The following is a 24,957-nucleotide window of genomic DNA, read 5'->3' as shown; positions in this document are numbered from 1 at the left end:
GTGGGCATTGTGAAGACAGTCAACTAAAAATGAGGAAATAACAATGTTTGGAATCTTTAAAAAGAAAGCTCGTAAAGCCGTTGTAGAAGTTAAAAAAATGGAAAACCGCGACGCGGTAGAGGCCACAGTTTGGGGCGCCTATTCCATTGCGTACGCTGACGGAACCTGTGATGCGAAAGAAATCGGCGTGCTGGAAAAAACAATTTCAGCTCTGCCAGCCTTTGCGCCTTTTGCCGGTGAAATTGCGCAGATGAGCAGTAATATCCGCGCCCGTTATGAAGCATCACCGCGTAGCGCTAATGCTCAGGCTCTGCGTGAACTGGCGGATGTTGCGGGAACTGACGACGCGGTGAACGTGTTGTGCCTGTGTCTTGATATTGCTGACCAGGACGGTATCGGCAGCGAGGAAGAAGCGCAGCTTAAGAAAATTGCGCAGGCTCTCCAGTTGCCACTGGACCAGTACCTGTAATGGGAAAGCTGCGTTGTCTCATTATCTGTGTGCTGCTGTTTCTGGTTGTTGCAGTAGATTTCACGGGCCGTCTTATGTCGATGTTGGCTGATGGTGTTTTGGTAGCGGGGATTATTGCAGTAGCGCTCCCAATGTTTAAGAAAGCCTGATTCTTACAGCCCGCGTTGCGCGGGCTATATCCGAGCAAATAACCCGTTTTTTTGGCGTAAACCCGCCGGGCATTTTTTTGCCTGAATTCTGAGGAAATGAATATGAAAAATTTGAAAACCCGCTCAACAAAAATTGGTCCAGACGATGCTGGCCTTTTCGTTTTGTTAAATGAAACGCGCCTGGATGAGCGCCGTTGCCGCGCTGATGCAATGGCGGCACGTCTGGATAGTCTGGCCGCGCTTATCGTTTCCCGTCAGTTGAGCTATGTCGAGGCGGCCGAATTGCTTCGCGTTGAAGCGGTACGCATCCAGAACGAAGCGCAGGAGCTGCACTAATGGCTGATTCGATGGACCTCGCCCAGCTGCGCGAACAGGAAGACCGTGAGCGCCATATCAACAATGCCCGTGCCAGAGTGCCGGGCGTTTCCCGTGTTCTCTGTGCGGAGTGTGATGCTCCGATCCCGCCAGCTCGCCGCCGCGCTATTCCCGGTGTGCAGTGTTGCGTTACCTGTCAGGAAATCATTGAGCTTAAATGCAAGCACTACAACGGAGGCGTTGTATGAGCACTATTCTGAAATGGGCGGGAAACAAAACCGCCATTATGGCAGAACTGAAAAAACACCTTCCCGCTGGCCCGCGTCTGGTTGAACCTTTCGCGGGTTCCTGCGCAGTGATGATGGCAACAGACTATCCTCATTATCTTGTCGCAGATATCAATCCAGATTTAATTAATCTGTATCGTTCTATTGCAGAAGATACAGAAAACTTTATTAATCTTGCTAAGGCGGTTTTTGAAAGTTTTATTGTCGCTGAAAATTATTATCGTGTGCGTGAAGCGTTTAACCACGATCCGCAATTAGACCGACTGCACCGTGCTGTATATTTTCTTTATCTAAACCGCCATTGTTATCGTGGGTTATGCCGCTACAACCTAAGCGGTGTATTCAACGTCCCTTTCGGTAATTATAAAAAGCCGTATTTTCCTGAGAGTGAAATCCGCGCATTTGCTGAGAAAGCGAAGCGAGCCACATTTGTTTGCGCTAACTACGAAGAAACGTTGTCTTTGTTGCAGACGGGCGATGTGATTTATTGCGACCCTCCTTATGACGGGACTTTTAGTAATTACCACACTGCCGGTTTTACAGTGGACGATCAGTATCGCCTGGCGTCTATTCTTGAGCGCCGCGCGTCAGAAGGCCATCCGGTCATAGTTTCAAACAGTGACACCTCACTTACTCGCTCCCTTTATCGGAATTTCACCCATCACCGCCTTACCGCAAACCGCAGTATGGGCGTTGCGGCTGGTGACGGTAAGTCTGCCGTGGAAATCATTGCTACCTCAAAATCGTGTCACTGGCTTGGATTTGATCCTGCAACCGGACCTGACTGCAGCGTGAAGTATGAGGTGCAGGCGTGAGGGCAACGGCGTTTATTCGTGCTTACATTATAGGGTGTCAGAATGTCTGACACCGTTTTCCCCTACGCATGGAATGCCCCGCGCCCTGCAATCGGTGGTTTTAAGCAAGCCGATGTGGCGCCGGGGATCATGTATCTGACGCCGGACGGCAATCGCAAGCGTTTGTCGATTGCCGAACTGGCAGAAACGGATGAAGCACCAGACCGGGGCCGGGCGGTTCGTCGTCGCCTGGCTTCGCTGCCTCATTTTGTCCGTCGTATGTATGCTCAAAAACTTGAACAGGTAGACCGTAAAGGCAAACAAGCGGCTGATGCCTGGCTTATCAATACCTTTGAACGATTCGTTCTGAGTCGCATAGATCAGGTCAATGAGCAATATCTGCCGCAGGGGGTGATGCCTGCGGCTTTGTTGCCTCTGCGTGAACAATTCTGGCGCCTGCTTTGGGCTGGAAAAAAAGAGCTGAAACGGCTGGCGCATAACCTTGCTGATCTGTTGGGTAGCGAGTTTAACCGCGAGTTTGATTTCCAGATGGCCCGCACGTCCGATCCCCATTTCGCCACCCTGTCAGGTTATGGCCGCATGGGGTTTCTTGCCAATCACCTCAAAACACCGGTCCCGTGCTGGACGGCCTACTGCAAAGAAGAGCTGGAGGCGGAAGACGCACTGAAAGCAGTGGCCCGCCTGCAATCTCCGCAGTGGTGGCTTAATCGTCTGCGTCGTATGCACGCTCGCTGGCGTGAACATCTGATGGTTGCGGCTGGATACGTACACAAGAAATCTGCACCGTACTGCAGTGATCCATGCCTGCATGAGTGGACGGCTCAAAAGAAAGCCAACCGCGAATTTCTGAAAGCGATGGAGCTGGAAGATGAGGACACCGGAGAACGTGTATCGCTGATTGATAAAGTGGCCGGCAGCGTTGCCAACCCAGCTAACCGTCGTCGTGAGCTGATGGCGCGCATGCGTGGGTTTGAAGATTTAGCGAATGAGGCCGGGCTGGCCGGGGCGTTCTTCACGCTTACCGCTCCATCCAAATATCACTCAATGCAGTACGACGGGCGCCGGAACAACAAATACAGCGGCGCGTCACCGCGTGAAACGCAGAAATATCTTTGCAAAGTATGGGCGCGCACGCGTGCGGCCTGGCTGCGCAATGGTATTCGCGTGTTTGGCTTTCGCGTTGTTGAGCCTCACCACGACGAAACCCCGCACTGGCACCTCCTGCTTTTCATGCGCCCGGAGCATATCGAACCGGCAACAGCAATCTTTCGCAAGCACGCCATGCGTGAGGATGGGAATGAGCCTGGCGCCGCTGAAAACCGTTTCGAAATGAAACCCATCGAGAAAGAGAAGGGCAGCGCAACGGGCTATATCGCCAAATACATTTCAAAAAATATTGATGGCTATCAGCTTGATGACGATCTGGATGATGAAACCGGCAAGCCTCTGAAAGAAATGGCCCGCCGCGTAAGTGCCTGGGCGTCTCGCTGGGCGATCCGTCAGTTCCAGCAAATAGGCGGCGCACCGGTAACTGTGTGGCGTGAATTACGTCGCCTCGGTGATCGTGAGCTGGTCCTGCACCCCGAAATTGAGCCAGTGCGTCAGGCCGCCGACAGCAGTGCTTGGGATTTGTACGTGAGTGCACAGGGTGGCCCGCTGGTTCCCCGTGATCTCCTGCGCGTGCGCCTCAGCTATGAAGTCACCGAAAACGGCAACCTTTACGGGGATGACGTCTCCAAAATTTCCGGCGTTTACTCCCCGATCCGTGGGCCGGAATCGCTGATTCATACGCGCACTACCAAATACAAAATTGTGCCGAAACGTCAGGCCGACGGCGTTTCAGGTTTTGACCTTGATTTTTCAGGCGGCCCCGCCGCCCCTCGGAGTTCTGTCAATAACTGTACGCGGGAGCCGCGGGAGGTTGAAAAATGCGCCGATCCTGGCGGCACGGTCATGAATGACTGTGCCAGCTGGGCGGATATTGGCTCTTTATCCCGGAAAGAAAAACGGGTGATAGCGCAGCGGCTGAGCGACGCGGCAAGGGTAACTAACAAGCGCGTAAAAGTGAGGCCAAAAGTCAGCGCTATGACGGAGCAGGAAAAGCAAATTAGTGAGCTGCTGGCTCTGCGTGGTGTTGATGCCAGTGCCGGAATGGTCCGTTCGTTGATTTCTGGCGCGGTGGTTGCCTTTGGCGATCAGGTGTTAACAGTTGAAGAAGGGCGCCTTACTGTCCGAAACCGTACTGCGGCAGGTGTTCAACGTCTGCCGTCCCAGATTGTGGAGATTAAACATCAGGCGGGTGACCTTCTGAGCCGAATGAAACGTGCGTTTTCAGGGCGGAAATAGCCCGTGATCAACATGGTCAGGTCTGACTGTGTGGTACCGAATTGAGCGCTTCACCGTCAGAAATGACAGTGCTGGCCATTCATCGAGTAACGTCATTTTTGACTGTGCTGCAGGTGAATTAAAATGAAATCAGGAGTTGAGGAAAACAGAAATGACCTATCTGGGAAGCAAGGCCGCAAGCGGTGTTTTTCAAAAGATTATTGCGGAAATGCCGCCGCATGACACCTACATTGAGACTCACCTGGGCGGTGGCGCTGTCATGTTGCGTAAGCCACCGGCCCGCCGTAATTGGGGCATTGATATTGATCCCCTGACGGTTGAGGCGTTCTGCCAGGGCAATGCTGATTTTCTTGATGCCGTTGGCGATAACCTTTTTATCGAAGTTGCCGATGCTGTGCGATTTTTAAGGGGCTTCGATTTTTCCTCTGCTGGTCGCGTGCTGGTCTATGCTGACCCTCCCTATCTGCATGAAACGCGCACCAGTGCCGCGCGTTATCGCAATGAATATACCGTTGCCGATCATGAGCGGCTGCTGGCCTGCCTTAAAAGCCTGCCAAAAAATGCCAGTGTGATTTTGTCTGGCTACCCGTCCGCGCTTTATGACGAACTGTTAACGGGCTGGCGCCAGAAAGAATTTCAGGCCATGACTCGCGGCGGTGTGCGCACAGAGAAAATCTGGATGAATTACCCGGAGGGGAGAGCCTACTCGCACACTTTTGCGGGTAAGGATTACAACGACAGGGAGCGCATCAAACGCAAGGCGAAGCGCTGGCGCGAAAAGTTCGCAGCTCTGCCCCATGCTGAGCGACTGGCAATAATGACGGCGCTCAGTGAAGTTAATGATTAACCTCAGCAAACAGACTCATCTGATTGATTGATAAAAAATATTTTACAACCTCAAAATCCTCCTATACTGTATATATAAACAGTGGATATGCATACAGTTGTCAGCATCTCTTCCTGGGGATGCTGGCTGGTTTATCCCGTAGTGAGGATAGGAGGGAAAATGCAGGACTATCTTTTGGAGTCGTTGAAACTCCAGCGTATTGATTTCTTTATCAAGCTTGTAGCGGCTAGTGAGTGCAGCGAAGAAGAGAAACGCCTTGCGATCCAGTGGGTGTCGGAATTGACGGACGAGCTGATGGCGAAAATTCGTAACCATGATTACGGCCAGGCGATGGACGTTATCAACTAAAGGGGGCTTTATGCGCATTGAAATAATGATCGATAAAGAGCAGAAAATAAGCCAGGCAACACTGGAAGCCCTTGAATCCGAGCTTTACCGTAATTTGCGCCCTCTCTATCCAAAAACGGCAATCCGCATACGCAAGGGAAGCGCTAACGGCCTTGAGCTGAGCGGCTTAAAACTGGACGAAGATAAAAAGCGTGTAATGGAGATTTTGCAGCAGGTCTGGGAGGACGACAGTTGGCTGCATTAGGTAACGTTGCGAGGGGCGGAACGTTGTTCTGACGCTCGCAAGGTTGAACAACGAGCAATGCGAGGCGTTAGCTATGGGTTCTAAAGACAGCAATTATCAGATTGTTTATCGCGGTGAAGCACTGCAGATAATGATCCCCGGTCAGTGGGTTTTCTTTCAGCGCCCAAAAGAGTGTGGCGGTGGATACTGGTTAGGGAAGACTTATGAAGATAGTTTCTGGTTTGAGCTGGAGCGCCCTGTATCGTTATCTGACGGACTCAATTACCTTATTGTATGTTCGAAAGTTGAGGCAACAAGTCACGAATTTGACGCTAATCTTTCGCTGTTTGACTGATTACACCGTCGTGCATGACTATGCTGCATGAAAATGAATGATCGTTTGAGGATCGTTTATACCTAGGCCCGCCAGTTCTGGCGGGCTTTCGCTTATATCAGGCAGGTGCATGAAAACCATTACGTAAAGCGGGCAGGCGTGGCGGGGCTACGAGCGCGCGCTTATGCCCTGATTTACAAAAATGGCTAGGCATAAATTGCTACGAGTGAACTTAGTAGTGGTTAAAGTGTCAACCAACATGTAAACTATCTACAGTTGATAGTTATTAATAGATATGATTAGGAGGGCGACATGAGTGACAATGTTCGTATGTCCAATGCACCCGTATATTATGTGTTAGCGCAGATAAAGTTTACGCCTGTAAAGGCGATGAAAAAGTATGTGGATGACATACAGGATGCGTTACGTTTGCAAGGCTATCCTCTCTTCGAGAGCCGAGAGTCTACGCAGCTGAAGTTTGAATTTAATACTCCTACTGAACCGGCTCAACCCGCATTTGAAATGGTTCAGCAATGGTATATGTCGGACTTGAAACGTACCTCAGGGTTTGTTTTAGGAAACGATTTCATCACATTTCATACAACAGAATACGATACACACCAACCGTTTATCAAAGAGTTAATGAAGGGTTTGGCGGTTGTGTTGGAACATCCTAAGCCAGCTTTGGTTACTCGTTTGGGCCTTAGATACTTGGATGCTGTATTGCCGGAAGATGGTGAAACTATTGAACAATACCTCTGCGAAGGCTTGCATGGTATCGATTTAGAGTTAAATCAAATTCAGTCTGTCAACGAATTAGTCTTCCAAACCAAAGTTGGACCAGTAATTGAAAATGGTTTCCTAGTTACACGTTTGCACAAAATGCATGGTCAACTAGGATTCCCACCCGACATGGTTCCAATTGGTGTAGATATGATTCAGCGCTTTAGAACTGAACATGTTCTTTGGCATGGTATTATCGATACTGATCATTATGTGGAAGGTAACCTGCCACCTGCTATTGATTTGATTGAGAAACAATTCACTTCTCTTCATAGTGTGGTAAAAGGTACGTTTAATAAAATGATATCTCAGTATGCTATTGACAAGTGGGCATAACGCCGAGGAGGTGTGATATGCGTCAATCCATGACTGGTAGTAACTATGAGACACCCGGCTTTGCACCTTTTGCTGGTGCGGCGTTTATAGTTGCATCATCTTTATTCTTAAGTAGTACAGGATCGAATTTTTCTGTTAAAGATGTTAACCAGTGGCGTGGCTATGTACAACCTAAGGTTCAGTTCGGGTTGTCAAGATCTGAAACTGACGGTGATGTTGAAAATGATATTGTTGACGTCAGAACGATATCTGACCATTTGAACAACGTCAGAAACACGCTTGCTCCCTCTATGTCGGAACTTGCAAAAGATTTAGGTATTACTAGGCAGGCACTCTACAAATGGTTATCAGGTGAAAGTCAGCCTGATGATATGGAAAAGGCTAGCTATATCATTGAGTTGAGCCGATTGTCAGATCGTTTTAATGAAGCAGGCATCTTAAATGCGAAACTGATGGCTAAGATGAAAGCTTTTGACGGTTTCTCTATCATTGATTTGATTAAGAGAGGCGATAATTGGCAACAATCAGTAAATACTTTGATTGAAGAAGCTCGTAATCTTAAAGGCGCTGGTGTTAAAGCAAATCTGACAGGTAGTAAAGCTTCACCTACAGATGGTTGGATGTCATCAGTTTCTATCCCAGGCTCAGGAGTAAGGGAGTAAAAAGTAGTTTATGATTGACTCTGGTACAACTTGGCGCCAAGGCCAAATTCTTAGACATGAAGATGCGGTTTCCCTCGGATTAATTGCCGAAGGGGATGTAGGCGTTAAAGTTGTCGTAATCAGTCATGACTGTGATCTACAGAGTGCTTCTGAACCCAAAATCGAGCTTATAGCTGGCCCTTTATTAAAAGGGGCCAGCAACTTTACCCGAGCCAAACATCCAAGAATTTTGCATTTACATTTTGAAAATGCTTCGGATGCTAACTTAAATGCTATCGAATTGAAGCATGATCATAAGCTTCGTATAGATAAAGAAAGATTCACATGTTCAGAATGTGATCCTTCTTATTCCATATCGCCAGAAGAAAAACAGGGTTTAAAACAATGGCTTGCAGCTCGATATGGGCGACCTGCATTCCCAGATGTCTTTGAAAGTAGGCTACGAGCTTTTGATACCAAAAAATTTAGATTTGAGAAAGAGCTGGCGAAGATAATCAGTCAGCATTCTAATTTTTTGATAGGTGTCTTCTTCGATTTGGGTGAAGATCGATTTGTCGATCTGGAAGAGGGCATTCCTTACGAATTAAATATCCACTTGGTTTATGACGCGATTGACGGTGGCCCTGACGCAAGGCTAGAGGCTGAGCAGGCTGTAGAGCATGTAAACACTCTGTTTACTACTTATCATGGTGACCCATCTGAAAGCGAACTAATCGCTTTAATGTCATGCAATCCTGTGCCCGATACCGAATTCACCCTGTATGCTTTACGAAGAATGGATCAGTGGCGCGTAGAATATATAAGCTTAATGGGCGATGAGATTGGGGATTATCTTAACCCTTCAATTTGAAAGAGATAAGATAGCTGGGCGTTGAGTTAAAACGCCCATTATATAACTGTTAATTCCCGTCTAAATCATACCGTTGGAATTTAATTGTTTCTTCACCAATCCATTCGTTTATCTCTTTCATGCGCTCTTGAAGTGGTATCAATTCGTTACGAACGAAAACATTACTTGCCTTTTCTACATCACCAAAACCGCCCGTATTCGTTGGAATAATCCCCATCAGCTGCGGCGGCACGCGGTGAGCGGCCAGCATGTCATCACGGCTCACGTTTTTGATGTTAAGAAACTCATCTTTCGCGGCGACTTCTGACAGTGGGATGATCTGAATGCCGTCTTTCTTGCCGTTCGGGCTGTACATAAACAGGTTGCGGAAGTTGCCCGGCCCTTTCGATTTTTTAAGTGCTTCGCGTATGTTGTCCACGTCTTTCTGATCGGCGGCGGGGTCGCTCATGTACATAATGAAACCAGCATGGCTACCGTTGAGGTAATACTTACGGCGAAACAGCGTGGCCGATTCATTCAGCAGGGCGGAGGGAATGGCGGAGAGGTATTCCGGCATCCCGTAAAGCTCCTGGTTAACGTCGGGTTCCATCAGGTGAAACACGCTTCCCTCATCGAACTGATAGGGCTGCGCGTTGTAGCCATACTGTGCAAACCAGTAGGTGTCCGGGTCAATGCCACGACGGGTATATTTGGCAAGCGAGGCGCGCAGCTCCATGATCTGGCCTAACCGGTTCATGCGTTTTTCAAGGTAGGCATTACCGAATACCAGAAAGTCCTGGGCGAACCGGGAAAAGGCTTGTTTAGACAGCCAGCGGTGAGGGATGAAGGTACTGGTAAGAATATTGCGTTTTACCTGAATGGCGCTGGAGTGATGCACGGCGGCGCGATAAGTTCGCGCCAGGCCATCCATGCTGATCGGTGGTTCGTACCAGCGGTCCACCTGCACGCATTCCAGGTAATCAAACAACTCCCGGCGGTCCATGACGGGGATCGGATCGCCAAACGTAAACGCCTCCGCATGTGCATTACTGACCATGTTGGCCGTATCGGCGGCGGTCTTGCCGCGCGGTGCCTTGCTGCGGTTTTTGCGGTTAGCCATTAAAAAATCTCCACGATGTTGCTGGTACTGGCGGAAGCTCCTGCCAGTGGTTCGTTATAAAGTGCGTGCATGGTTGCCCAGGCTAAATCCGCGTGGCTGGCTTCCTCTGTGCGGGCTGCTTCGTAGGTTGGCCGGTTGCCGCTGGCGGTGGTTGAGCGGCGAATGGACATAAAGGACTGCGCGATATCCAGCATCCCCGCGTCAAACTCCAGACGGCGCCCGCTGATGATGTCGTAGGCTTTAAGCACCAGGGCATTTTTAACGGTCGGGTTGTAGACAAACTCACGCGCGGCAGGGAAGAACTGCTTAACCGTTTTGTAAACGCCATCGCCAACGCCAGTCGAGTCAATGCCGATGTAGGTCACGTTGTAGCGTCTGGTGATTTCCTCAATCGCTGATGCCTGGGCGCGAAAGTCCATCCCGCGCCACTGGTGACGCTCAAGGATGCGGAATTTACCGCCGGGGACGACGGGAGGCGCAATGACAACGCAACCGGCGCTGTCACCGTTCTGCGTTCCTTTTGCCGGGTCATAGCCGATCCAGACCGGGTGGTATGCAAACGGACGCGGTAAAAGCGGTTCGAAATCGTCCCACACATCCCAGCTGTCAACCATGCAGGACTGCAGCAACGCCAGCGGGAACACGGACGCCAGGTCGTCAACAAACTGACACATCAGCAGGTTGTTGTATTCGTCCGGGCTGTACTCCAGGCGCAGCTGGTCCAGGTCGAAAAGGTTACACCCGCCGTTTACTGCATCTTCGATGGTGACTATCTGGCGGTACTGGCCGTCAGGACATAAAACGCCGTGCGCCAGGCTACTGTGAGAAAGGTCAAATTCTACCCTGTCGGCTTTCGGGCGCCCTTTATTGAACAGGGCACCAGACCAGAACGGGTAGGCGCTGTGCGTCAGGCTGGAAGGTGTTGAGAAATAGGTCTGGCGCCATTTTTTGTGCAGCGCCATACCGGAGGCCACCTTGCGTAGCTCCTGGAATTTCGGTATCCAGAAATACTCATCAAGATACAGATTGCCGTGATAGCTCTGCGCGGTACGGGCATTTGTACCGAGGAAGTAAAGACAGGCACCGTTAGGCAGCACCATCGGATCGCCTTTCAGTTCAACGTCCACCTCTTTTGCGAAGTCGATGATGTACTGTTTAAATACGTGCGCCTGCGCTTTACTCGCTGACAGAAAGATTTGATTTCGCCCCGTGGTGAGCGCGTCTATCAACGCTTCACGGGCGAAATAGTAGGTTGCACCGATCTGGCGTGACTTTAAGAGGTTGCGAATACGGTGCTTGATGCCAGCGTCCCACCAGTGGCGCTGGTACTCGAACATACCGGCGCGGAAAATCTCTTCCAGCTTTTCGATCTGCTCGTCGGTAAACAGGTTTTTTTCCGGCGGCTTGCGCGGACCTTTATTGCGGTTCGCCACGTTCGGATTCAGGTCTGCTTCATTCCCGCCATTGTTAAATTTGCCGATTCTGGCCTGTCGTTCGGACTGACGCGCCAGCAGGTCAATTTCTTTAAAGTCCTTTCCTTCCTTCTGCTCCTTCATGACGAGCTGGCAGTAACGTGCGGCGGTGGTGAGCTGCATCTGATCCAGTGGGCCATATTCGCCCCACTTATCGCGTTTTTTCCAGCTGTGAACGGTTGCAACTTTTTCGCCCAGCATTTCAGCAATGCGGGCTACGCGGTATCCCTGAAAGTACATCAGCATTGCCTGACGACGGGGATCGAGGTCTGCGGGGGTCAGTGTTGTCATGGCACAAACATACGGCCTCAAATCAGCACTTTCCCCGGCTTCGCATTGTGTGGGAGTTCGCACAAGCCCAACGCGTTGTTTACACGCGCCCATCACCGCAAACATAAGGCTCTGAACGTGTTACGAACTAACTAACCGGAGCCGGACCGATGGCAAAAAAATCTAAGCGTTTTCGCATTGGGGTCGAAGGGGCCACCACTGACGGGCGCGTTATTGAGCGTGAATGGCTCACCCAGATGGCAGCGAGCTATAACCCGCAGGTATACACCGCGTTGATCAATATGGAACACATCAAGGGCTTCACCCCTGATGGGCCTTTCCGTCGTTTTGGCATGGTGGAAAAGCTGGAAGCGGAAGAAATCACCGAAGGGGCATTGTCCGGGAAAATGGCGCTGTATGGCTGGATTGCCCCGACTGACGATCTGGTCACGATGACAAGCAACTGGCAGAAGCTTTTCACCTCAATGGAAGTTAACACCAGTTTTGCCGATACCGGCTCCGCTTATCTGGTTGGCCTGGCGATTACTGACGATCCGGCAAGCCTCGGCACTGAAATGCTGCAGTTCAGCGCCAGCGCAGAACATAACCCCCTGGCGCGCCGCAAGCTGGATAAAGACAACCTGTTTACCGCTGCTGTTGAAACACTGATCGAGTTTGAGGACGTGCCGGAAAAAACCAGCCTGTTTACCCGCGTAAAAGAGCTGCTGTCCCGCAAAAGCGCCGATGATAACGCCCGCTTTGCTGATGTGAATCAGGCTGTTGAAACCATCGCGCGTGAGCATCAGACGCTGGCGGAGCAGGTCAGCACCCATCAAACCGATTTCAGCAACAAGCTGAGCGATTTGCAAAAGGTTGTTGATGAGACAACCAGCGCACTCTCCACCCTGCGTGAGCAGCTTTCCACCCAGGACAGCCGCAGCGAGCGCCGCCCTAATGCGACCGGTAATAACGGCGCAGAACAAACCACCGATTGCTGACGGAGCAAAAGTACAATGAAAAAAGAGACTCGCTTTAAATTTAACGGCTATCTGACGCAGCTCGCCAAACTCAACGGCGTATCTGTGAGCGATATCGCCTCGAAATATACGGCTGAGCCGTCAGTGGCGCAGACGCTGGAAACCAAAATCCAGGAGTCTTCCTCGTTCCTGCAGAAAATCAGCATTGTCCCGGTTGATGAGCAGTCCGGCGAGCGCCTGGGGCTGGGTATTGGTTCCAGTATTGCCGGAAATACTGATACCACCCAGAAAGACCGTGAACCCGTTGATCCGACTTACATCGACGGTGAAGGGTACAAGTGTACCCAGACCAACTCTGATACGGCGTTGCCTTATGCGAAGCTGGATTTATGGGCTAAATTCCAGGACTTTCAGACGCGCATCCGTGACGCCATCATTACCCGCCAGGCACTTGACCGCATCATGATCGGCTTCAACGGTGTGAAGCGTGAGAAAACGTCAGACCGCAAGACCTATCCGCTGCTGCAGGATGTGAATATCGGCTGGCTGGAAAAAATCCGCCAGGAGAAGCCCGTTCAGGTTATGGACAAAATCGTGTCCGAAGGCGAGGTGATTTCTCAGACTATCCGTGTCGGCAAAGGCGGCGATTTCCTGAATCTGGACGCGCTGGTTATGGGCGCCGTGAATGAGAAAATTGCGCCGTGGTATCAGGAAGACACAGAGCTGGTTGTTATCGTCGGGCGCCAGTTACTTGCGGATAAATATTTCCCGATCGTCAACCGTGACCAGCCAAACAGCGAAGCGCTGGCGGCAGATCTCATCATCAGCCAGAAGCGTATCGGCAACCTCCCGGCCGTTCGCGCGCCTTTCTTCCCGGCGAATGCCATGCTGATCACCCGTCTGGATAACCTGTCTATTTACTGGCAGGCCGGTACTCGTCGTCGTTCAGTTATCGACAATCCGAAGCGTGACCGCGTGGAGAACTACGAATCCGTTAACGAGGCGTATGTTGTTGAAGATTACGACGGCGCTTGCTTGGTTGAGAACATCGAGTTGTTACCAGAGCAGGCAGACGGCAATCCGGGCGCGGCGCTTACTGCTGAAAATATTCAGACCATCGTTGCTGCAGCAGTGCAGGGCGCGCTTGATGCTCAGAATGCGGGCGGCACTGGCGACGGGGCGTGATAAATGAATCCGTTCCGTGCTCACACTCAGTATGTACAGGCACAGGATGCCGCCCGGCAGGGCGGCAGTAATGCCAGCCTGACGGGCTACAACCAGATGCTGTTACAGCTGACAGAACACCGCAGGCGCCTTAAAACCGTCCAGTCAAATGAGCGCAAGGCTCAGCTCAAACGTGAGTTTCTTCCCGCTTATGCCTCATGGATTGCCGGTTTACTGGATGCTGACGCGTCAGGCCAGGACGACGTGGCGATGTACGTCATGATCTGGCGGATTGATGCCGGAGACTATACCGGCGCGCTGGACATTGCCCGCCATGCCATTAAACACGGCTGGGTCCTGCCGCAGCGATTCAACCGTACCTGCGGGACCGCTGTTGCGGAAGAGTTTGCCGACGCGGCAATGCGCGCTTTTTCTGCCGGTGAATCATTCAGTGCCGCCATTCTTACCCAGGTGCTCGATATCGTTGAAGGTCAGGATATGCCGGATCAGTCCCGCGCCAGACTTCATAAGGCGATGGGCTACGCGCTGCGGGATAACGATCAGGCAGTGGCGGCACTTAACCATCTGAAGCGTGCCCTGCAGCTGGATAACAGTTCTGGCGTCAAAACCGAAATCAACAAGCTTGAAAGCCGATTGCGACAGGCAATGTCGGCTTAACGAATCGTGCCAACGCGCGGGGCGGCACGGGGTGGCGACAGGCTTTATGCCGCGTCAAAACCCCGTCCACCGCCCAACTATTTGGGAGTGCCAGAAATATGCAATTCGTTTCGCCGGAACAGGCCGGGGAAAGTACCCAAGACGTTATTAAAAACACCAGTTTCTGGCCTGATGTCAGGGTTTCAGAGTTCCGCCGTGATATGCGCATGGATGGAAGTGTCACTGATCCGCGCCTGCGTCTGGCATTGCTGACAGCGATTGCTGAAGTTAACGCCGATCTTTATGAGTTCCGCGAGAAACAACGGGCGCAGGGGTATGCGAGCCTGGCCGACGTCCCTGCTGATGTGATCGACGGCGAAAGCCAGCGGCTCATGCTGTATCGCCGTGCGGTGTTTTGCTGGGCAAAAGCAAACCTGGTTGAGCGCTATCGCGATTTTGACGCAACCGGCGACGGAAGCAAGAAAGCCGAAGATATCGAAACAACCTTAGGCGAGCTGTGGCGCGATGTGCGCTGGGCGGAGTCCCGCCTGCGCGATATGCCGCATATGACGGTGGAGCTGATTTGATGAAAGTGCGTGCGCATCAGTATGACACGGTGGACGCACTCTGCTGGCGCCATTACGGGCGCACGCAGGGAGTCACTGAGCAGGTGCTGCAGGCGAATCCGGGGCTGGCTGAATATGGCCCCTTTTTACCGCACGGGCTGCAGGTGGAGCTGCCGGATATCACGGCGTCAACCACTGCGCAGACTGTCCAGTTATGGGACTGAACTATGACGCTTGAACGAATCAGCGCCTTTATCACTTACTGCGTTGCCCTGCTTCTGGCATGGCTCGGCGATTTGTCTCTTAAAGATGTATCGACCATTACCGGTCTTGCGCTGGGGATTATTACTGCAGCGGTGACCTGTTATTTACGCTGGAAAGCCTACCAGCTGCTGCGGGACGGCAGAATATCCAGGGGGGAATATGAGTCCTTCAATCGTTAAGCGTTGCCTAGTTGGCGCGGTGCTGGCGATTGCCGCCACGCTGCCGGGCTTTCAGTCGCTTCATACTTCCGTCGAGGGGCTGAAACTGATTGCTGATTTCGAAGGGTGCCGCCTGCAGCCGTACCAGTGCAGCGCCGGGGTCTGGACTGACGGGATCGGCAATACGTCCGGGGTAGTGCCGGGCAAAACCATAACGGAGCGACAGGCCGCGCAGGGGCTGATTAATAACGTGTTGCTGACGGAAAAAAGGATTGAAGCCTGCCTGCAGGTTAAGCCACCTCAGCATGTTTACGATGCCCTGATCAGTATCGGCTTTAATGTCGGAACGGGAGCAATCTGCCGGTCAACAATGGTTTCTTACATCAATCGCCAGCAATGGTGGCAGGCGTGCAACCAGCTCCCCCGCTGGATTTATGTAAATGGTCAAAGGAGTAAAGGGCTGGAAAACAGGCGCGCCCGTGAGCTTGCTTGGTGTCTTAAAGGGGCAGGGGCATGACGCGCGCGCTGGCGGTGATCCTGGCTCTGGTGCTGGCATTGCTGGGCTGGCAGTCATGGCGGCTTAACAATGCCGGTCACACCATCGGGACGCAGGCTGAGGCGCTTAAAAATAACAAGCAGGAGCTGGCGAAGAAAAACAGCCAGCTCATCAGCCTGTCCATTCTTACTGAAACCAACAGCCGGGCGCAGATGCAACTTTATGCTGCAGCGGAGGAGACTTCCGCGCTGTTGCGGAGCCGCCAGCGCCGGATCGAGGAGCTAAAACGTGAAAACGAGGATTTACGCCGCTGGGCTGACACTCCTTTGCCTGCTGACATTATCCGGCTGCGGGACCGCCCGGCCCTCGCCGGAGGTGCAGCTTACCGTGAGTGGTTGTCCAAAAGTGACGCAGTGCCGCCTGGACAGGTCAGCGCCGCGCAGTAATGGGGATTTGAACCAGGTGCTGGATGAGACTGAGGCCGCCTGGGCGGTATGTGCCGACAAAGTGGACACGATCATAGCGTGTCAGGAGCAAGACAGTGAACAAGCCGCAGTCCTTACGCAACGCCCTGAATAAATCGGTGGCGTATGTCCGTGACAACCCGGACAAACTGCACCTTTTTGTTGATAACGGTTCGCTGGTTGCAACCGGCGCCCGTTCAATGTCATGGGAATACCGCTACACCCTGAACGTGGTGATTGAAGATTTTAGCGGCAACCAGAATTTAGTGATGGCGCCCGTATTGCTCTGGTTAATGACCAATCAACCGGACGCTATCAACAACCCGGAGCTGCGCGAAAAACTTTTTACCTTTGACGTCGATATCCTGAGCAATGATCTGTGTGATATCAGCCTCAATCTGCAGCTCACGGAGCGCGTGATTGTCAGCACAGACGGCATCGTATCGAGCGTTGAAGCGGTGCCGGAACCCGACGTACCCGACGAAATGTGGACGGTGAAACGTGGATGACCTGCAGATGGTAGATGACTGGCTGGCGGCCCTGCTGGCGAATCTGGAACCGGCAGCCCGCAACCGTATGATGCGACAGCTGGCGCAGGAGCTGCGCCGGTCGCAACAGCAAAATATCAGGCTGCAGCGCAATCCAGACGGCACCACCTTTGAGCCTCGCCGGGTGACGGCCAGAAGTAAAAAGGGGCGCATCAAGCGCCAGATGTTCGCCAAATTGCGCACCACTAAATACCTGAAAACCGCAGCCACTGCGGACTCTGCCAGCGTGCAGTTTGAAGGGAAAGTCCAGCGCATCGCCCGTGTTCACCATTATGGTCTGCGTGATCGAGTCAGACGCAACGGCCCGGAGGCCCGGTACCCGGCACGCCGTCTTTTGGGCGTGAATGATGAGGTGGAAACCATCACCCGTGACACGCTGTTGCGCTGGCTGTCGGAGTGAAATTTGTGCCACGGACGGCACAAAACCCAACGCTGCCTCCCTTTTCCCTCTGATGGCAACCTTTCGTTATGAACGCACAACTAACCGAAATCATGCGCCTTATCACCAACCTGATCCGCACCGGCACCGTAACCGAAGTGGACCGGGAAAACTGGCTGTGCCGGGTGAAAGTGGGCGAGCTTGAAACCAACTGGATTAACTGGCTGACATTGCGCGCAGGTGGTGCCCGTACATGGTGGTGCCCGTCGCCGGATGAGCAGGTGGTGGTGCTGAGTATGGGCGGCAATCTGGAAACCGCTTTTGCCTTACCTGCGATCTATTCCAACCAGTTCGCGCCGCCGTCGGACTCAGTGGACGGCTGCGTAACGGAATACCCGGACGGTGGCTGGTTTGAATATGAACCCGCGACCGGCCGCTGGCATGTGCGGGGCATCAAATCCATGGTGATCGAGGCTGCAGATAACATAACCCTGAAAACGGGGGAATTTGTGGTGGAAGCAAGCAACACGCGCATAAACAGCGAAGTGGTGATCAATGGCGGCGTCACCCAGGGCGGCGGCGCCATGAGTTCTAACGGGATCGTAGTCGATAAACACGGTCATACCGGCGTTAAGTCCGGCGGTGATACATCGGGAGGTCCGGTATGACGCTGTATATCGGCATGAGTCAGGGCAACGGCAGGGCCATTACCGACACGGACCACCTGCGCCAGTCGGTCCGGGATATTCTGCTGACCCCGCAGGGGAGCCGCATTGCCCGGCGGGAATACGGCTCGCTTCTGTCTGAACTGATAGACCAGCCGCAGAACCCGGCGCTGCGCCTGCAGGTTATGTCTGCGGTCTATGTGGCTCTGAGTCGCTGGGAGCCACGGCTTACCCTGGATTCCATCACCATAAACAGCAGTTTTGATGGTTCGATGGTGGTTGAGCTTACCGGGCAGCGTGATAACGGCGCGCCGGTTTCACTTTCGGTATCAACAGGAGCAGACAATGGCAGTCATTGACCTTTCCCAGCTGCCCGCCCCGCAGATAGTGGATGTGCCGGAGTTTGAAACGCTGCTAAACGAACGGAAAGCCGCGTTTGTAGCCCTTTATCCGGCAGACGAGCAGGACGCGGTAAGGCGCACGCTTGAGCTGGAGTCTGAACCCGTGACCAAGCTCCTGCAGGAAAATGCGTATCGTGAAATCCTCCTGCGTCAGCGCATTAACGAGGCGGCGCAGGCGGTCATGGTGGCTTATTCCATGGGGAGTGATCTCGATCAGTTGGCCGGTAACTGCAACGTAAAACGTCTGACGGTTATACCTGCAGATAACGACGCGGTACCGCCGGTTGCTGCCGTGATGGAAAGTGATGAGGCTCTGCGACAGCGTGTTCCTGCAGCTTTTGAAGGGCTGTCAGTTGCAGGCCCAACGGGAGCTTATGAGTTTCACGCTAAAAGCGCTGACGGGCGAGTGGCTGACGCCAGCGCAACTAGCCCGGCCCCGGCGGAGGTGGTGCTTACCGTGCTGAGCCGTGAGGGCGACGGAACGGCTGCGGCGGATCTGCTGGCTGTGGTTGAACAGGCGCTTAACAGTGAGAACGTGCGGCCGGTTGCTGACCGTCTGACGGTGCGCAGCGCTGAAATCATTCCGTACAGCGTGGATGCGACGATCTTTCTTTACCCGGGGCCAGAAGCTGAGCCGGTGATGGAGGCGGCAAAAGCCAGCCTGCAGAAATATATCGCCAGCCAGACGAGGCTGGGGCGCGATATTCGCCGCAGTGCTATTTATGCCGCGCTGCATGTTGAAGGTGTGCAGCGTGTTGAACTGGCCTCGCCGCTCGCTGATGTGGTGCTGGATAAGACACAAGCCGCTTCATGTACGGAATGGAGCGTAACCAACGGGGGAACGGATGAATAGTCTGCTTCCTCCTGGTTCATCGCCGCTTGAGCGCCGCCTGGCGCAGACCTGCAGCGGAATTTCCGATCTGCAGGTGCCGCTGCGGGATTTATGGAACCCGGCAACATGCCCGGTCAAGTTTCTGCCGTATCTGGCGTGGGCCTTTTCGGTTGATCGCTGGGACGAAGGATGGGCGGAGGGCGTGAAGCGCCGCGTGGTGCAGGATGCGTTCTATATCCATCAGCACAAAGGCACAACCAGCGCGGTGCGGCGTGTGGTGGAGCCGTTCGGCTTTCTGATCCGCATCATTGAATGGTGGCAGACCGGCGAGGCGCCGGGCACGTTTCGCCTGGATATCGGAGTGCAGGACCAGGGCATAACAGAGGAAACCTATCTGGAGCTGGAGCGCCTGATTGGTGACGCCAAACCCTGCAGTCGGCATCTGATCGGCATGTCCATAAACCTGCAGACGAGCGGGCCATATTTTGTGGGAGCTGCCACTTACACTGGCGAAGAAATCACGATTTACCCGTATATCAACGAAACCATCATTTCCGGTGGCACTGCTTACGAGGGCGGCGCCGTCCATGTTATCGACACAATGAGAGTGAACCCATGAGCGCAAAATTTTATACCCTGCTGACGGATATTGGCGCGGCGAAACTGGCAAGCGCTGCCGCGCTCGGTGTGCCGCTGAAAATTACCCAGATGGCGGTGGGGGATGGCGGCGGCGTGCTTCCAACTCCCAGCGCACAACAGACGAAGCTGGTTTCCGAAAAGCGGCGCGCTGACCTGAACATGCTTTACATCGATCCGCAGAACAGTAGCCAGATTATTGCTGAGCAGGTGATTCCTGAAACGGAGGGCGGTTGGTGGATTCGTGAGGTTGGGCTGTTTGATGAAACGGGCGCGCTGATCGCCGTGGGGAACTGCCCGGAGAGCTATAAGCCGCAGCTGGCAGAGGGAAGCGGCCGCACGCAGACAGTGCGCATGGTACTGATTACCAGCAGCACCGATAACATTACGCTGAAAATTGATCCGTCCGTAGTGCTGGCTACCCGAAAATATGTGGATGACAAGGTGCTGGAACTAAAGGTGTATGTAGATGAGCTGATGGCGGCGCATCTTGCAGCAGCTGATCCACATACGCAATATGCTCCAAAAGCCAGCCCTACGTTTACCGGCACCCCAAAAGCACCGACTGCAGCTGCAGGTAACAATACCACTCAGCTTGCCACAACTGCGTTTGTGCAGGCGGCTCTGATCGCCCTGGTGAATGGTGCCCCGGCTACGCTGGACACGCTGAAAGAAATTGCTGCGGCTATCAACAACGATCCTAATTTCAGCACCACCATTAATAACGCGCTTGCACTCAAAGCCCCACTGGCAAGCCCGGCCCTGACCGGAACGCCGACAGCCCCCACGGCTGCGCAGACTGTCAACAATACGCAAATAGCCACTACTGCTTTCGTAAAATCAGCTGTGGCTGCGCTTGTTGGCTCATCACCTGCGGCGCTTGATACCCTGAACGAGCTGGCGGCGGCGTTAGGAAACGATCCTAACTTTGCAACTACCATGACAAATGCGCTGGCAGGCAAACAGCCTCTTGATAGCACGCTGACAACGTTGTCTGGAAAAACAGCTGATGGGATTATCGAATACCTTGGTTTAGGAAATGCCGCCAGTCGGAACGGTATCACGGGGCTTTTGTCCGGTAGCGGGTATCTGAAAATCCCTTTTCTTAATGGCGCGACAGAAAGAACATTCATCCTCCAATGGGGGTCGGTATCGAATAGTGGATCTGGCACTACAGGTAGCGCGACTTTTCCCATTGTTTTTCCTTCCGCGATTATAGGTGGGGCTTTTGGGCCTTTAGATACTGAAAATGGAGGATTTAGTGTTTCTTTCAGCACGAGGTCTGTGTCAGGGTTTACTGCTATTTTTCGTGACGTGTCCAACGCACCATATCCACATGTACCAACACGCCTACAGTCGTCTACTTATTTAGTTTTTGGGTATTAATTATGAGCAATTATATCTACAGTCCTTCCCTGAATCTTTTTTATGATGCAGATCTTGAGGAGACATATAAAGAGACTCACAGCTGGCCTGACGATGGTCTAAATGTAACAGACGAGATTTTTTCAATTTTCACAGGTGCAGCCCCGGAAGGTAAAGTCAGGATCTGCGGTGAAGATAACCAGCCAGCCTGGGGAGATATTCCGCCACCAACGCATGATGAGCTTGTGTCCGCAGCTGAGGCGGAAAAACAATCACGTATTGAACAGGCCAATGACTACATAAACAGTAAGCAATGGCCCGGAAAAGCGGCGATTGGACGCCTGAGAGATGATGAACTGGCTCAATACAATGTATGGCTTGATTATCTCGATGCGCTGGAGGTAGTCGATACCAGCACTGCACCTGATATTAACTGGGCTATTCCTCCATCACTGTAACATCAATCAAAACAGGCTCGCCTTTCTCATTGGCGGCGAGCATTTTTCCTTCCGGTATCTCAGTTGTTTTGAAAAACCAGTTATCATCCGGCAATTCAATTGCATCTGTGATGTCATGAAAGCCTGGAATAACTTCGGTCAGCGTTCTCGGATTAAACAGGCGCATAATAAACTCTCCAGGAGAAACCATTACTTGATGGATTACCCGTTGCGGACATTGTGCAACGGGCTTTGAAGCCAGCTTTTGTTGTTAATGAGTCAATGATCATAGATGTATGGGTAGAATTGACCGCAGACCCAGAATCCCCGGAGAGGCGTTCAGCGATGCTGATATAACGTGTCAAGTCAGGTAACTCTATCGGGTAATTAACTGTGGCTAAGCCATTATCTATGGTTACGCCATATCCCATCATCTCAATGGCACCATCAGACCATATCACCCACACACCGTTTGCGTTCCGGCCTCGACTCGTTACGAATTTAGCTCCTCCTAAACCAAGGTTTTTTATCCACCACGGTCATGATTGTCCGTGGTGGCCATTCTCTGCAGTACAGTCAGAAATGACCATGCTCGATAAAATGGTGGCATCAATCACCACTTTTTTATGGGCGAAAAATCATGCAAATAGGTTACGTAAGGGTGTCAACAAATGACCAAAACACAGCGTTACAACGAAATGCGCTGGAGTGCGCAGGATGTGAGCTGATATTTGAGGATAAAATAAGCGGTAAAACCTCTGATCGTCCGGGGCTTAAGAAGGTCCTGCGCACGCTCTCCGAAGGGGACACGCTGGTAGTCTGGAAGCTGGACAGGTTGGGCAGGAGTATGCGGCATCTTGTTACTCTGATCGAAGACCTGCGAGGGAGGGGAGTAAATTTCCGCAGCCTGACAGATAGCATTGATACATCAACTCCGATGGGGCGTTTCTTTTTCCATGTTATGGGTGCCTTGGCAGAAATGGAGCGAGAGCTGATCGTAGAGCGAACCCGTGCCGGACTGGCAGCGGCCAGACAGCAAGGACGTATCGGTGGCAGGCGGCCAAAACTGACAGAGCAGCAATGGGCGCAGGTCGGGCGACTGCTTGAGGCAGGGGAAAGCAGGAAGCGCGTTGCACTAATTTTTGATGTTGGTATATCTACACTGTACCGAAAATTTCCTGCGGCATTGTATGGATAACAGGACAATGCAGCAAAGCTGTCTACAAAGTTGATTCACTTCACCATAGGGCGAAACCTAAACACCGGAGGGTTCGCCGTATGGCTCAGGATTATCACCACGGTGTGCGCGTCGTTGAGGTCAACGATGGCACCCGCCCCATTTCAACAGTAAGCACGGCAATTGTCGGTATGGTCTGTACTGGCGATGATGCAGATGCGTCCGTGTTCCCCCTCAATAAGCCGGTCCTGCTCACCGACGTGCTGACCGCCAGCGGTAAAGCAGGCGAGTCCGGCACGCTGGCTCGCTCGCTGGATGCAATTGCCGACCAGGCTAAACCCGTGACCGTTGTTGTGCGCGTTGCACAGGGTGAAACCGAAGCGGAAACAACTTCCAACATTATCGGCGGCGTGACAACTGACGGTAAAAAAACGGGCATGAAAGCGCTGTTATCTGCGCAGTCCCAGCTCGGCGTTAAGCCGCGCATTCTTGGCGTGCCGGGGCATGACACGCAGGCGGTTGCCACTGAGCTGCTGAGCGTGGCGCAGAGTCTGCGCGGCTTCGCCTATCTGTCAGCCTACGGCTGCAAAACGGTAGAGGAGGCCATTGCCTACCGCGCTAATTTCAGCCAGCGCGAGGGGATGCTGATCTGGCCTGATTTCATCAGTTTTGACACCGTGCTGAACGCTGACGCAACGGCTTACGCCTCAGCCCGTGCGCTTGGCCTGCGTGCCAAAATTGACGAACAGACCGGCTGGCACAAATCCCTGTCCAACGTAGGCGTGAACGGCGTCACCGGCATTTCTGCTGATGTGTTCTGGGATTTGCAGGACCCGGCAACCGATGCGGGGCTGCTGAACCAGAATGATGTCACCACGCTGATCCGCAAAGACGGTTTCCGCTTCTGGGGTTCCCGCTGCCTCGGTGACGATCCTCTGTTTGCCTTTGAAAACTACACCCGCACCGCTCAGGTACTGGCTGACACCATCGCAGAAGCGCACATGTGGGCGGTGGATGGCGTGCTTAACCCGTCGCTGGCCCGCGACATTATCGAAGGTATTCGCGCCAAACTGCGCAACCTGAAAACGCAGGGCTACATCATCGGCGCCGACTGCTGGCTGGATGAGTCCGTAAACGATAAAGATTCCCTGAAAGCCGGGAAGCTCACTATCGATTACGACTATACGCCGGTACCGCCTCTGGAAAACCTGATGCTGCGCCAGCGCATCACCGATCAGTATCTGCTGGATTTCTCCAGCCAGGTCAGCGCGTAAGGGGACAATATGGCTTTACCACGCAAGTTAAAACACCTGAACCTGTTTAACGACGGGAATAACTATCAGGGGATCGTTGAGTCCCTGACCCTGCCTAAATTCGGCCGCAAGTTTGAAAAGTATCGCGGCGGCGGTATGCCCGGTTCGGCTGATGTTGATCTGGGGCTGGATGATGGCGCGCTGGACACGGAATTTTCAATTGGTGGCACTGAACTGCTGTTATTCAAACAGATGGGTAAAGCCACTGTTGACGGTATCCAGCTGCGTTTCACCGGCTCCATTCAGCGTGACGATACCGGCGAAGTGCAGGCCGTTGAGCTGGTTGTGCGCGGGCGACATAAAGAAGTCGATTCCGGCGAATGGAAAACCGGCGAGAGCAACACCACAAAAGTCAGCAGCACCAACAGCTACGCGAAGCTGACTATTAACGGCGAGGTGCTCTATGAGGTTGATGTGATCAACATGATTGAAATCGTTGATGGCGTGGACCTGATGGAAGAACACCGCAACGCCCTGGGCCTCTGATCTACTTTAAAGGCGCGGGCAGCCGCGCCAGTACCTTATTAACAGGAAATGACAATGAGCGAACAACAGACTGAAAAAACCGTACAGCTGGACACCCCAATCAAACGCGGTAAAACCGAAATTGCCGAAATTGTGCTGCGTAAGCCGCAGTCCGGCGCGCTGCGTGGCACCCGTCTGCAAGCGATCATGGATATGGACGTCGGCGCGATGATGACGATTATTCCCCGCATCTCCACGCCCGCGCTGACCGCTCAGGAAATGGCTGAAATGGACCCAGCCGATCTCACCGCGCTGTCGGTTGAGGTGGTCACTTTTTTGTTGAAGAAATCGGTGCTTGCCGGTTTGCCGACAGCCTGACGGTAGAAGA

The 24,957-nt window shown here is 52.8% G+C and carries 37 protein-coding genes; 34 read left to right on the top strand and 3 right to left on the bottom strand.

Features of this window, described 5'->3' with window-relative positions:
• Positions 1–43: 43 nt before the first annotated feature.
• From HV340_RS19655 to HV340_RS19595, 13 genes are all read left to right on the top strand, one after another.
• A complete protein-coding gene (locus HV340_RS19655) occupies positions 44–469 on the top strand; it encodes a tellurite resistance TerB family protein (RefSeq protein WP_023307010.1) in 426 nt (141 codons plus the stop codon).
• Positions 469–618: a DUF3927 family protein gene (locus tag HV340_RS19650; protein ID WP_017382390.1), complete on the top strand. Its 150-nt coding sequence runs from the start codon at positions 469–471 to the stop codon at positions 616–618. The genes HV340_RS19655 and HV340_RS19650 overlap by 1 nt, the downstream gene beginning before the upstream one ends.
• Before the next feature lie 102 nt (positions 619–720).
• Entirely contained in the window at positions 721–954 is a 234-nt protein-coding gene (locus HV340_RS19645) for a DUF2732 family protein (RefSeq protein WP_062856344.1), read from the top strand.
• Positions 954–1,181, top strand: coding sequence for a TraR/DksA family transcriptional regulator (locus tag HV340_RS19640; RefSeq protein WP_058673041.1), 228 nt, complete (start codon positions 954–956; stop codon positions 1,179–1,181). The genes HV340_RS19645 and HV340_RS19640 overlap by 1 nt, the downstream gene beginning before the upstream one ends.
• A complete protein-coding gene (locus HV340_RS19635) occupies positions 1,178–2,035 on the top strand; it encodes a DNA adenine methylase (protein ID WP_063933729.1) in 858 nt (285 codons plus the stop codon). Before HV340_RS19640 ends, HV340_RS19635 begins: the two co-directional genes overlap by 4 nt.
• 42 nt (positions 2,036–2,077) lie before the next feature.
• Positions 2,078–4,381, top strand: coding sequence for a replication endonuclease (locus tag HV340_RS19630; RefSeq protein ID WP_181216191.1), 2,304 nt, complete (start codon positions 2,078–2,080; stop codon positions 4,379–4,381).
• A 151-nt stretch (positions 4,382–4,532) separates the two neighbouring features.
• Positions 4,533–5,228: a DNA adenine methylase gene (locus HV340_RS19625; protein WP_171857803.1), complete on the top strand. Its 696-nt coding sequence runs from the start codon at positions 4,533–4,535 to the stop codon at positions 5,226–5,228.
• 159 nt (positions 5,229–5,387) lie between these two features.
• Positions 5,388–5,576, top strand: a complete 189-nt coding sequence (locus HV340_RS19620) for a hypothetical protein (protein ID WP_014884914.1) — start codon at positions 5,388–5,390, stop codon at positions 5,574–5,576.
• A 10-nt stretch (positions 5,577–5,586) separates the two neighbouring features.
• Positions 5,587–5,820: a DinI family protein gene (locus tag HV340_RS19615; protein ID WP_017382383.1), complete on the top strand. Its 234-nt coding sequence runs from the start codon at positions 5,587–5,589 to the stop codon at positions 5,818–5,820.
• Positions 5,821–5,893: 73 nt separating this feature from the next.
• Positions 5,894–6,154, top strand: coding sequence for a hypothetical protein (locus HV340_RS19610; protein WP_181216190.1), 261 nt, complete (start codon positions 5,894–5,896; stop codon positions 6,152–6,154).
• Positions 6,155–6,445: 291 nt separating this feature from the next.
• Positions 6,446–7,252 (top strand): TIGR04255 family protein, encoded by an 807-nt coding sequence (locus tag HV340_RS19605; protein WP_032707279.1) that lies wholly within the window; start codon positions 6,446–6,448, stop codon positions 7,250–7,252.
• A gap of 17 nt (positions 7,253–7,269) precedes the next feature.
• The gene (locus HV340_RS19600) at positions 7,270–7,914 is read left to right on the top strand and encodes a helix-turn-helix domain-containing protein (RefSeq protein WP_032707276.1); all 645 of its coding nucleotides are present in this window, start codon (positions 7,270–7,272) and stop codon (positions 7,912–7,914) included.
• A gap of 10 nt (positions 7,915–7,924) precedes the next feature.
• Complete coding sequence (locus HV340_RS19595) at positions 7,925–8,764, top strand: hypothetical protein (protein WP_181216189.1); 840 nt, start codon at positions 7,925–7,927, stop codon at positions 8,762–8,764.
• Between the two features lie 49 nt (positions 8,765–8,813).
• Here HV340_RS19595 and HV340_RS19590 read toward each other — a convergent pair whose 3' ends face one another.
• Entirely contained in the window at positions 8,814–9,863 is a 1,050-nt protein-coding gene (locus HV340_RS19590) for a phage portal protein (RefSeq protein ID WP_181216188.1), read from the bottom strand.
• On the bottom strand, positions 9,863–11,626 hold the full coding sequence (locus HV340_RS19585) for a terminase ATPase subunit family protein (protein ID WP_175418807.1): 1,764 nt from the start codon (positions 11,624–11,626) through the stop codon (positions 9,863–9,865). Before HV340_RS19585 ends, HV340_RS19590 begins: the two co-directional genes overlap by 1 nt.
• A 149-nt stretch (positions 11,627–11,775) precedes the next feature.
• On the opposite strand from HV340_RS19585, the gene HV340_RS19580 reads away from it, so the two are divergent.
• From HV340_RS19580 to HV340_RS19505, 17 genes are all read left to right on the top strand, one after another.
• Positions 11,776–12,603, top strand: a complete 828-nt coding sequence (locus HV340_RS19580; RefSeq protein WP_053444897.1) for a GPO family capsid scaffolding protein — start codon at positions 11,776–11,778, stop codon at positions 12,601–12,603.
• A gap of 15 nt (positions 12,604–12,618) precedes the next feature.
• Positions 12,619–13,767, top strand: a complete 1,149-nt coding sequence (locus HV340_RS19575; RefSeq protein WP_181216187.1) for a phage major capsid protein, P2 family — start codon at positions 12,619–12,621, stop codon at positions 13,765–13,767.
• Between the two features lie 3 nt (positions 13,768–13,770).
• Positions 13,771–14,424 carry a phage terminase small subunit gene (gene gpM, locus HV340_RS19570; RefSeq protein ID WP_006777754.1) on the top strand — a complete coding sequence of 218 codons (654 nt, stop codon included), beginning with the start codon at positions 13,771–13,773 and terminating at the stop codon, positions 14,422–14,424.
• Between the two features lie 98 nt (positions 14,425–14,522).
• Entirely contained in the window at positions 14,523–14,990 is a 468-nt protein-coding gene (locus HV340_RS19565; RefSeq protein ID WP_014884903.1) for a head completion/stabilization protein, read from the top strand.
• On the top strand, positions 14,990–15,193 hold the full coding sequence (locus tag HV340_RS19560) for a tail protein X (protein WP_000868184.1): 204 nt from the start codon (positions 14,990–14,992) through the stop codon (positions 15,191–15,193). Before HV340_RS19565 ends, HV340_RS19560 begins: the two co-directional genes overlap by 1 nt.
• A 3-nt stretch (positions 15,194–15,196) precedes the next feature.
• Positions 15,197–15,412, top strand: coding sequence for a hypothetical protein (locus HV340_RS19555; protein ID WP_014884902.1), 216 nt, complete (start codon positions 15,197–15,199; stop codon positions 15,410–15,412).
• Complete coding sequence (locus HV340_RS19550; RefSeq protein WP_004206870.1) at positions 15,393–15,908, top strand: lysozyme; 516 nt, start codon at positions 15,393–15,395, stop codon at positions 15,906–15,908. The genes HV340_RS19555 and HV340_RS19550 overlap by 20 nt, the downstream gene beginning before the upstream one ends.
• Complete coding sequence (lysB, locus tag HV340_RS24540; RefSeq protein ID WP_047726018.1) at positions 15,905–16,333, top strand: Rz-like lysis system protein LysB; 429 nt, start codon at positions 15,905–15,907, stop codon at positions 16,331–16,333. Before HV340_RS19550 ends, lysB begins: the two co-directional genes overlap by 4 nt.
• On the top strand, positions 16,218–16,466 hold the full coding sequence (gene lysC, locus HV340_RS24360; RefSeq protein WP_226866662.1) for an Rz1-like lysis system protein LysC: 249 nt from the start codon (positions 16,218–16,220) through the stop codon (positions 16,464–16,466). The genes lysB and lysC overlap by 116 nt, the downstream gene beginning before the upstream one ends.
• The gene (locus HV340_RS19540) at positions 16,429–16,860 is read left to right on the top strand and encodes a phage tail protein (protein ID WP_181216186.1); all 432 of its coding nucleotides are present in this window, start codon (positions 16,429–16,431) and stop codon (positions 16,858–16,860) included. The genes lysC and HV340_RS19540 overlap by 38 nt, the downstream gene beginning before the upstream one ends.
• Positions 16,853–17,299, top strand: a complete 447-nt coding sequence (locus tag HV340_RS19535; RefSeq protein ID WP_181216185.1) for a phage virion morphogenesis protein — start codon at positions 16,853–16,855, stop codon at positions 17,297–17,299. The genes HV340_RS19540 and HV340_RS19535 overlap by 8 nt, the downstream gene beginning before the upstream one ends.
• A gap of 68 nt (positions 17,300–17,367) precedes the next feature.
• Positions 17,368–17,946, top strand: coding sequence for a phage baseplate assembly protein V (locus HV340_RS19530; protein ID WP_014884896.1), 579 nt, complete (start codon positions 17,368–17,370; stop codon positions 17,944–17,946).
• Positions 17,943–18,302, top strand: coding sequence for a GPW/gp25 family protein (locus tag HV340_RS19525; protein WP_032665788.1), 360 nt, complete (start codon positions 17,943–17,945; stop codon positions 18,300–18,302). Before HV340_RS19530 ends, HV340_RS19525 begins: the two co-directional genes overlap by 4 nt.
• Positions 18,289–19,197, top strand: a complete 909-nt coding sequence (locus HV340_RS19520) for a baseplate assembly protein (protein WP_047726008.1) — start codon at positions 18,289–18,291, stop codon at positions 19,195–19,197. The genes HV340_RS19525 and HV340_RS19520 overlap by 14 nt, the downstream gene beginning before the upstream one ends.
• Positions 19,190–19,795, top strand: a complete 606-nt coding sequence (locus HV340_RS19515) for a phage tail protein I (protein ID WP_047726006.1) — start codon at positions 19,190–19,192, stop codon at positions 19,793–19,795. Before HV340_RS19520 ends, HV340_RS19515 begins: the two co-directional genes overlap by 8 nt.
• Entirely contained in the window at positions 19,792–21,198 is a 1,407-nt protein-coding gene (locus HV340_RS19510; protein WP_249415709.1) for a phage tail protein, read from the top strand. Before HV340_RS19515 ends, HV340_RS19510 begins: the two co-directional genes overlap by 4 nt.
• Before the next feature lie 2 nt (positions 21,199–21,200).
• The gene (locus tag HV340_RS19505; RefSeq protein ID WP_181216184.1) at positions 21,201–21,635 is read left to right on the top strand and encodes a tail fiber assembly protein; all 435 of its coding nucleotides are present in this window, start codon (positions 21,201–21,203) and stop codon (positions 21,633–21,635) included.
• Here HV340_RS19505 and HV340_RS19500 read toward each other — a convergent pair.
• On the bottom strand, positions 21,616–21,801 hold the full coding sequence (locus HV340_RS19500; protein WP_181216183.1) for a hypothetical protein: 186 nt from the start codon (positions 21,799–21,801) through the stop codon (positions 21,616–21,618). The genes HV340_RS19505 and HV340_RS19500 overlap by 20 nt on opposite strands.
• Before the next feature lie 453 nt (positions 21,802–22,254).
• On the opposite strand from HV340_RS19500, the gene HV340_RS19495 reads away from it, so the two are divergent.
• From HV340_RS19495 to HV340_RS19480, 4 genes are all read left to right on the top strand, one after another.
• A complete protein-coding gene (locus HV340_RS19495) occupies positions 22,255–22,812 on the top strand; it encodes a recombinase family protein (RefSeq protein ID WP_181216182.1) in 558 nt (185 codons plus the stop codon).
• A gap of 80 nt (positions 22,813–22,892) precedes the next feature.
• Complete coding sequence (locus tag HV340_RS19490) at positions 22,893–24,065, top strand: phage tail sheath protein (RefSeq protein ID WP_181216181.1); 1,173 nt, start codon at positions 22,893–22,895, stop codon at positions 24,063–24,065.
• A 9-nt stretch (positions 24,066–24,074) separates the two neighbouring features.
• The gene (locus tag HV340_RS19485; protein ID WP_007848874.1) at positions 24,075–24,590 is read left to right on the top strand and encodes a phage major tail tube protein; all 516 of its coding nucleotides are present in this window, start codon (positions 24,075–24,077) and stop codon (positions 24,588–24,590) included.
• Between the two features lie 54 nt (positions 24,591–24,644).
• Positions 24,645–24,947 (top strand): phage tail assembly protein, encoded by a 303-nt coding sequence (locus HV340_RS19480; RefSeq protein ID WP_014884889.1) that lies wholly within the window; start codon positions 24,645–24,647, stop codon positions 24,945–24,947.
• The last annotated feature ends 10 nt before the right edge of the window (positions 24,948–24,957 follow it).

The sequence above is a fragment of the Enterobacter sp. RHBSTW-00975 genome (assembly GCF_013615235.1).
Taxonomy (GTDB): Bacteria; Pseudomonadota; Gammaproteobacteria; order Enterobacterales; family Enterobacteriaceae; genus Enterobacter; species Enterobacter ludwigii.
Note: the sequence above shows the minus strand (reverse complement) of the source record. Positions and strands in the feature narration are given on the sequence as shown.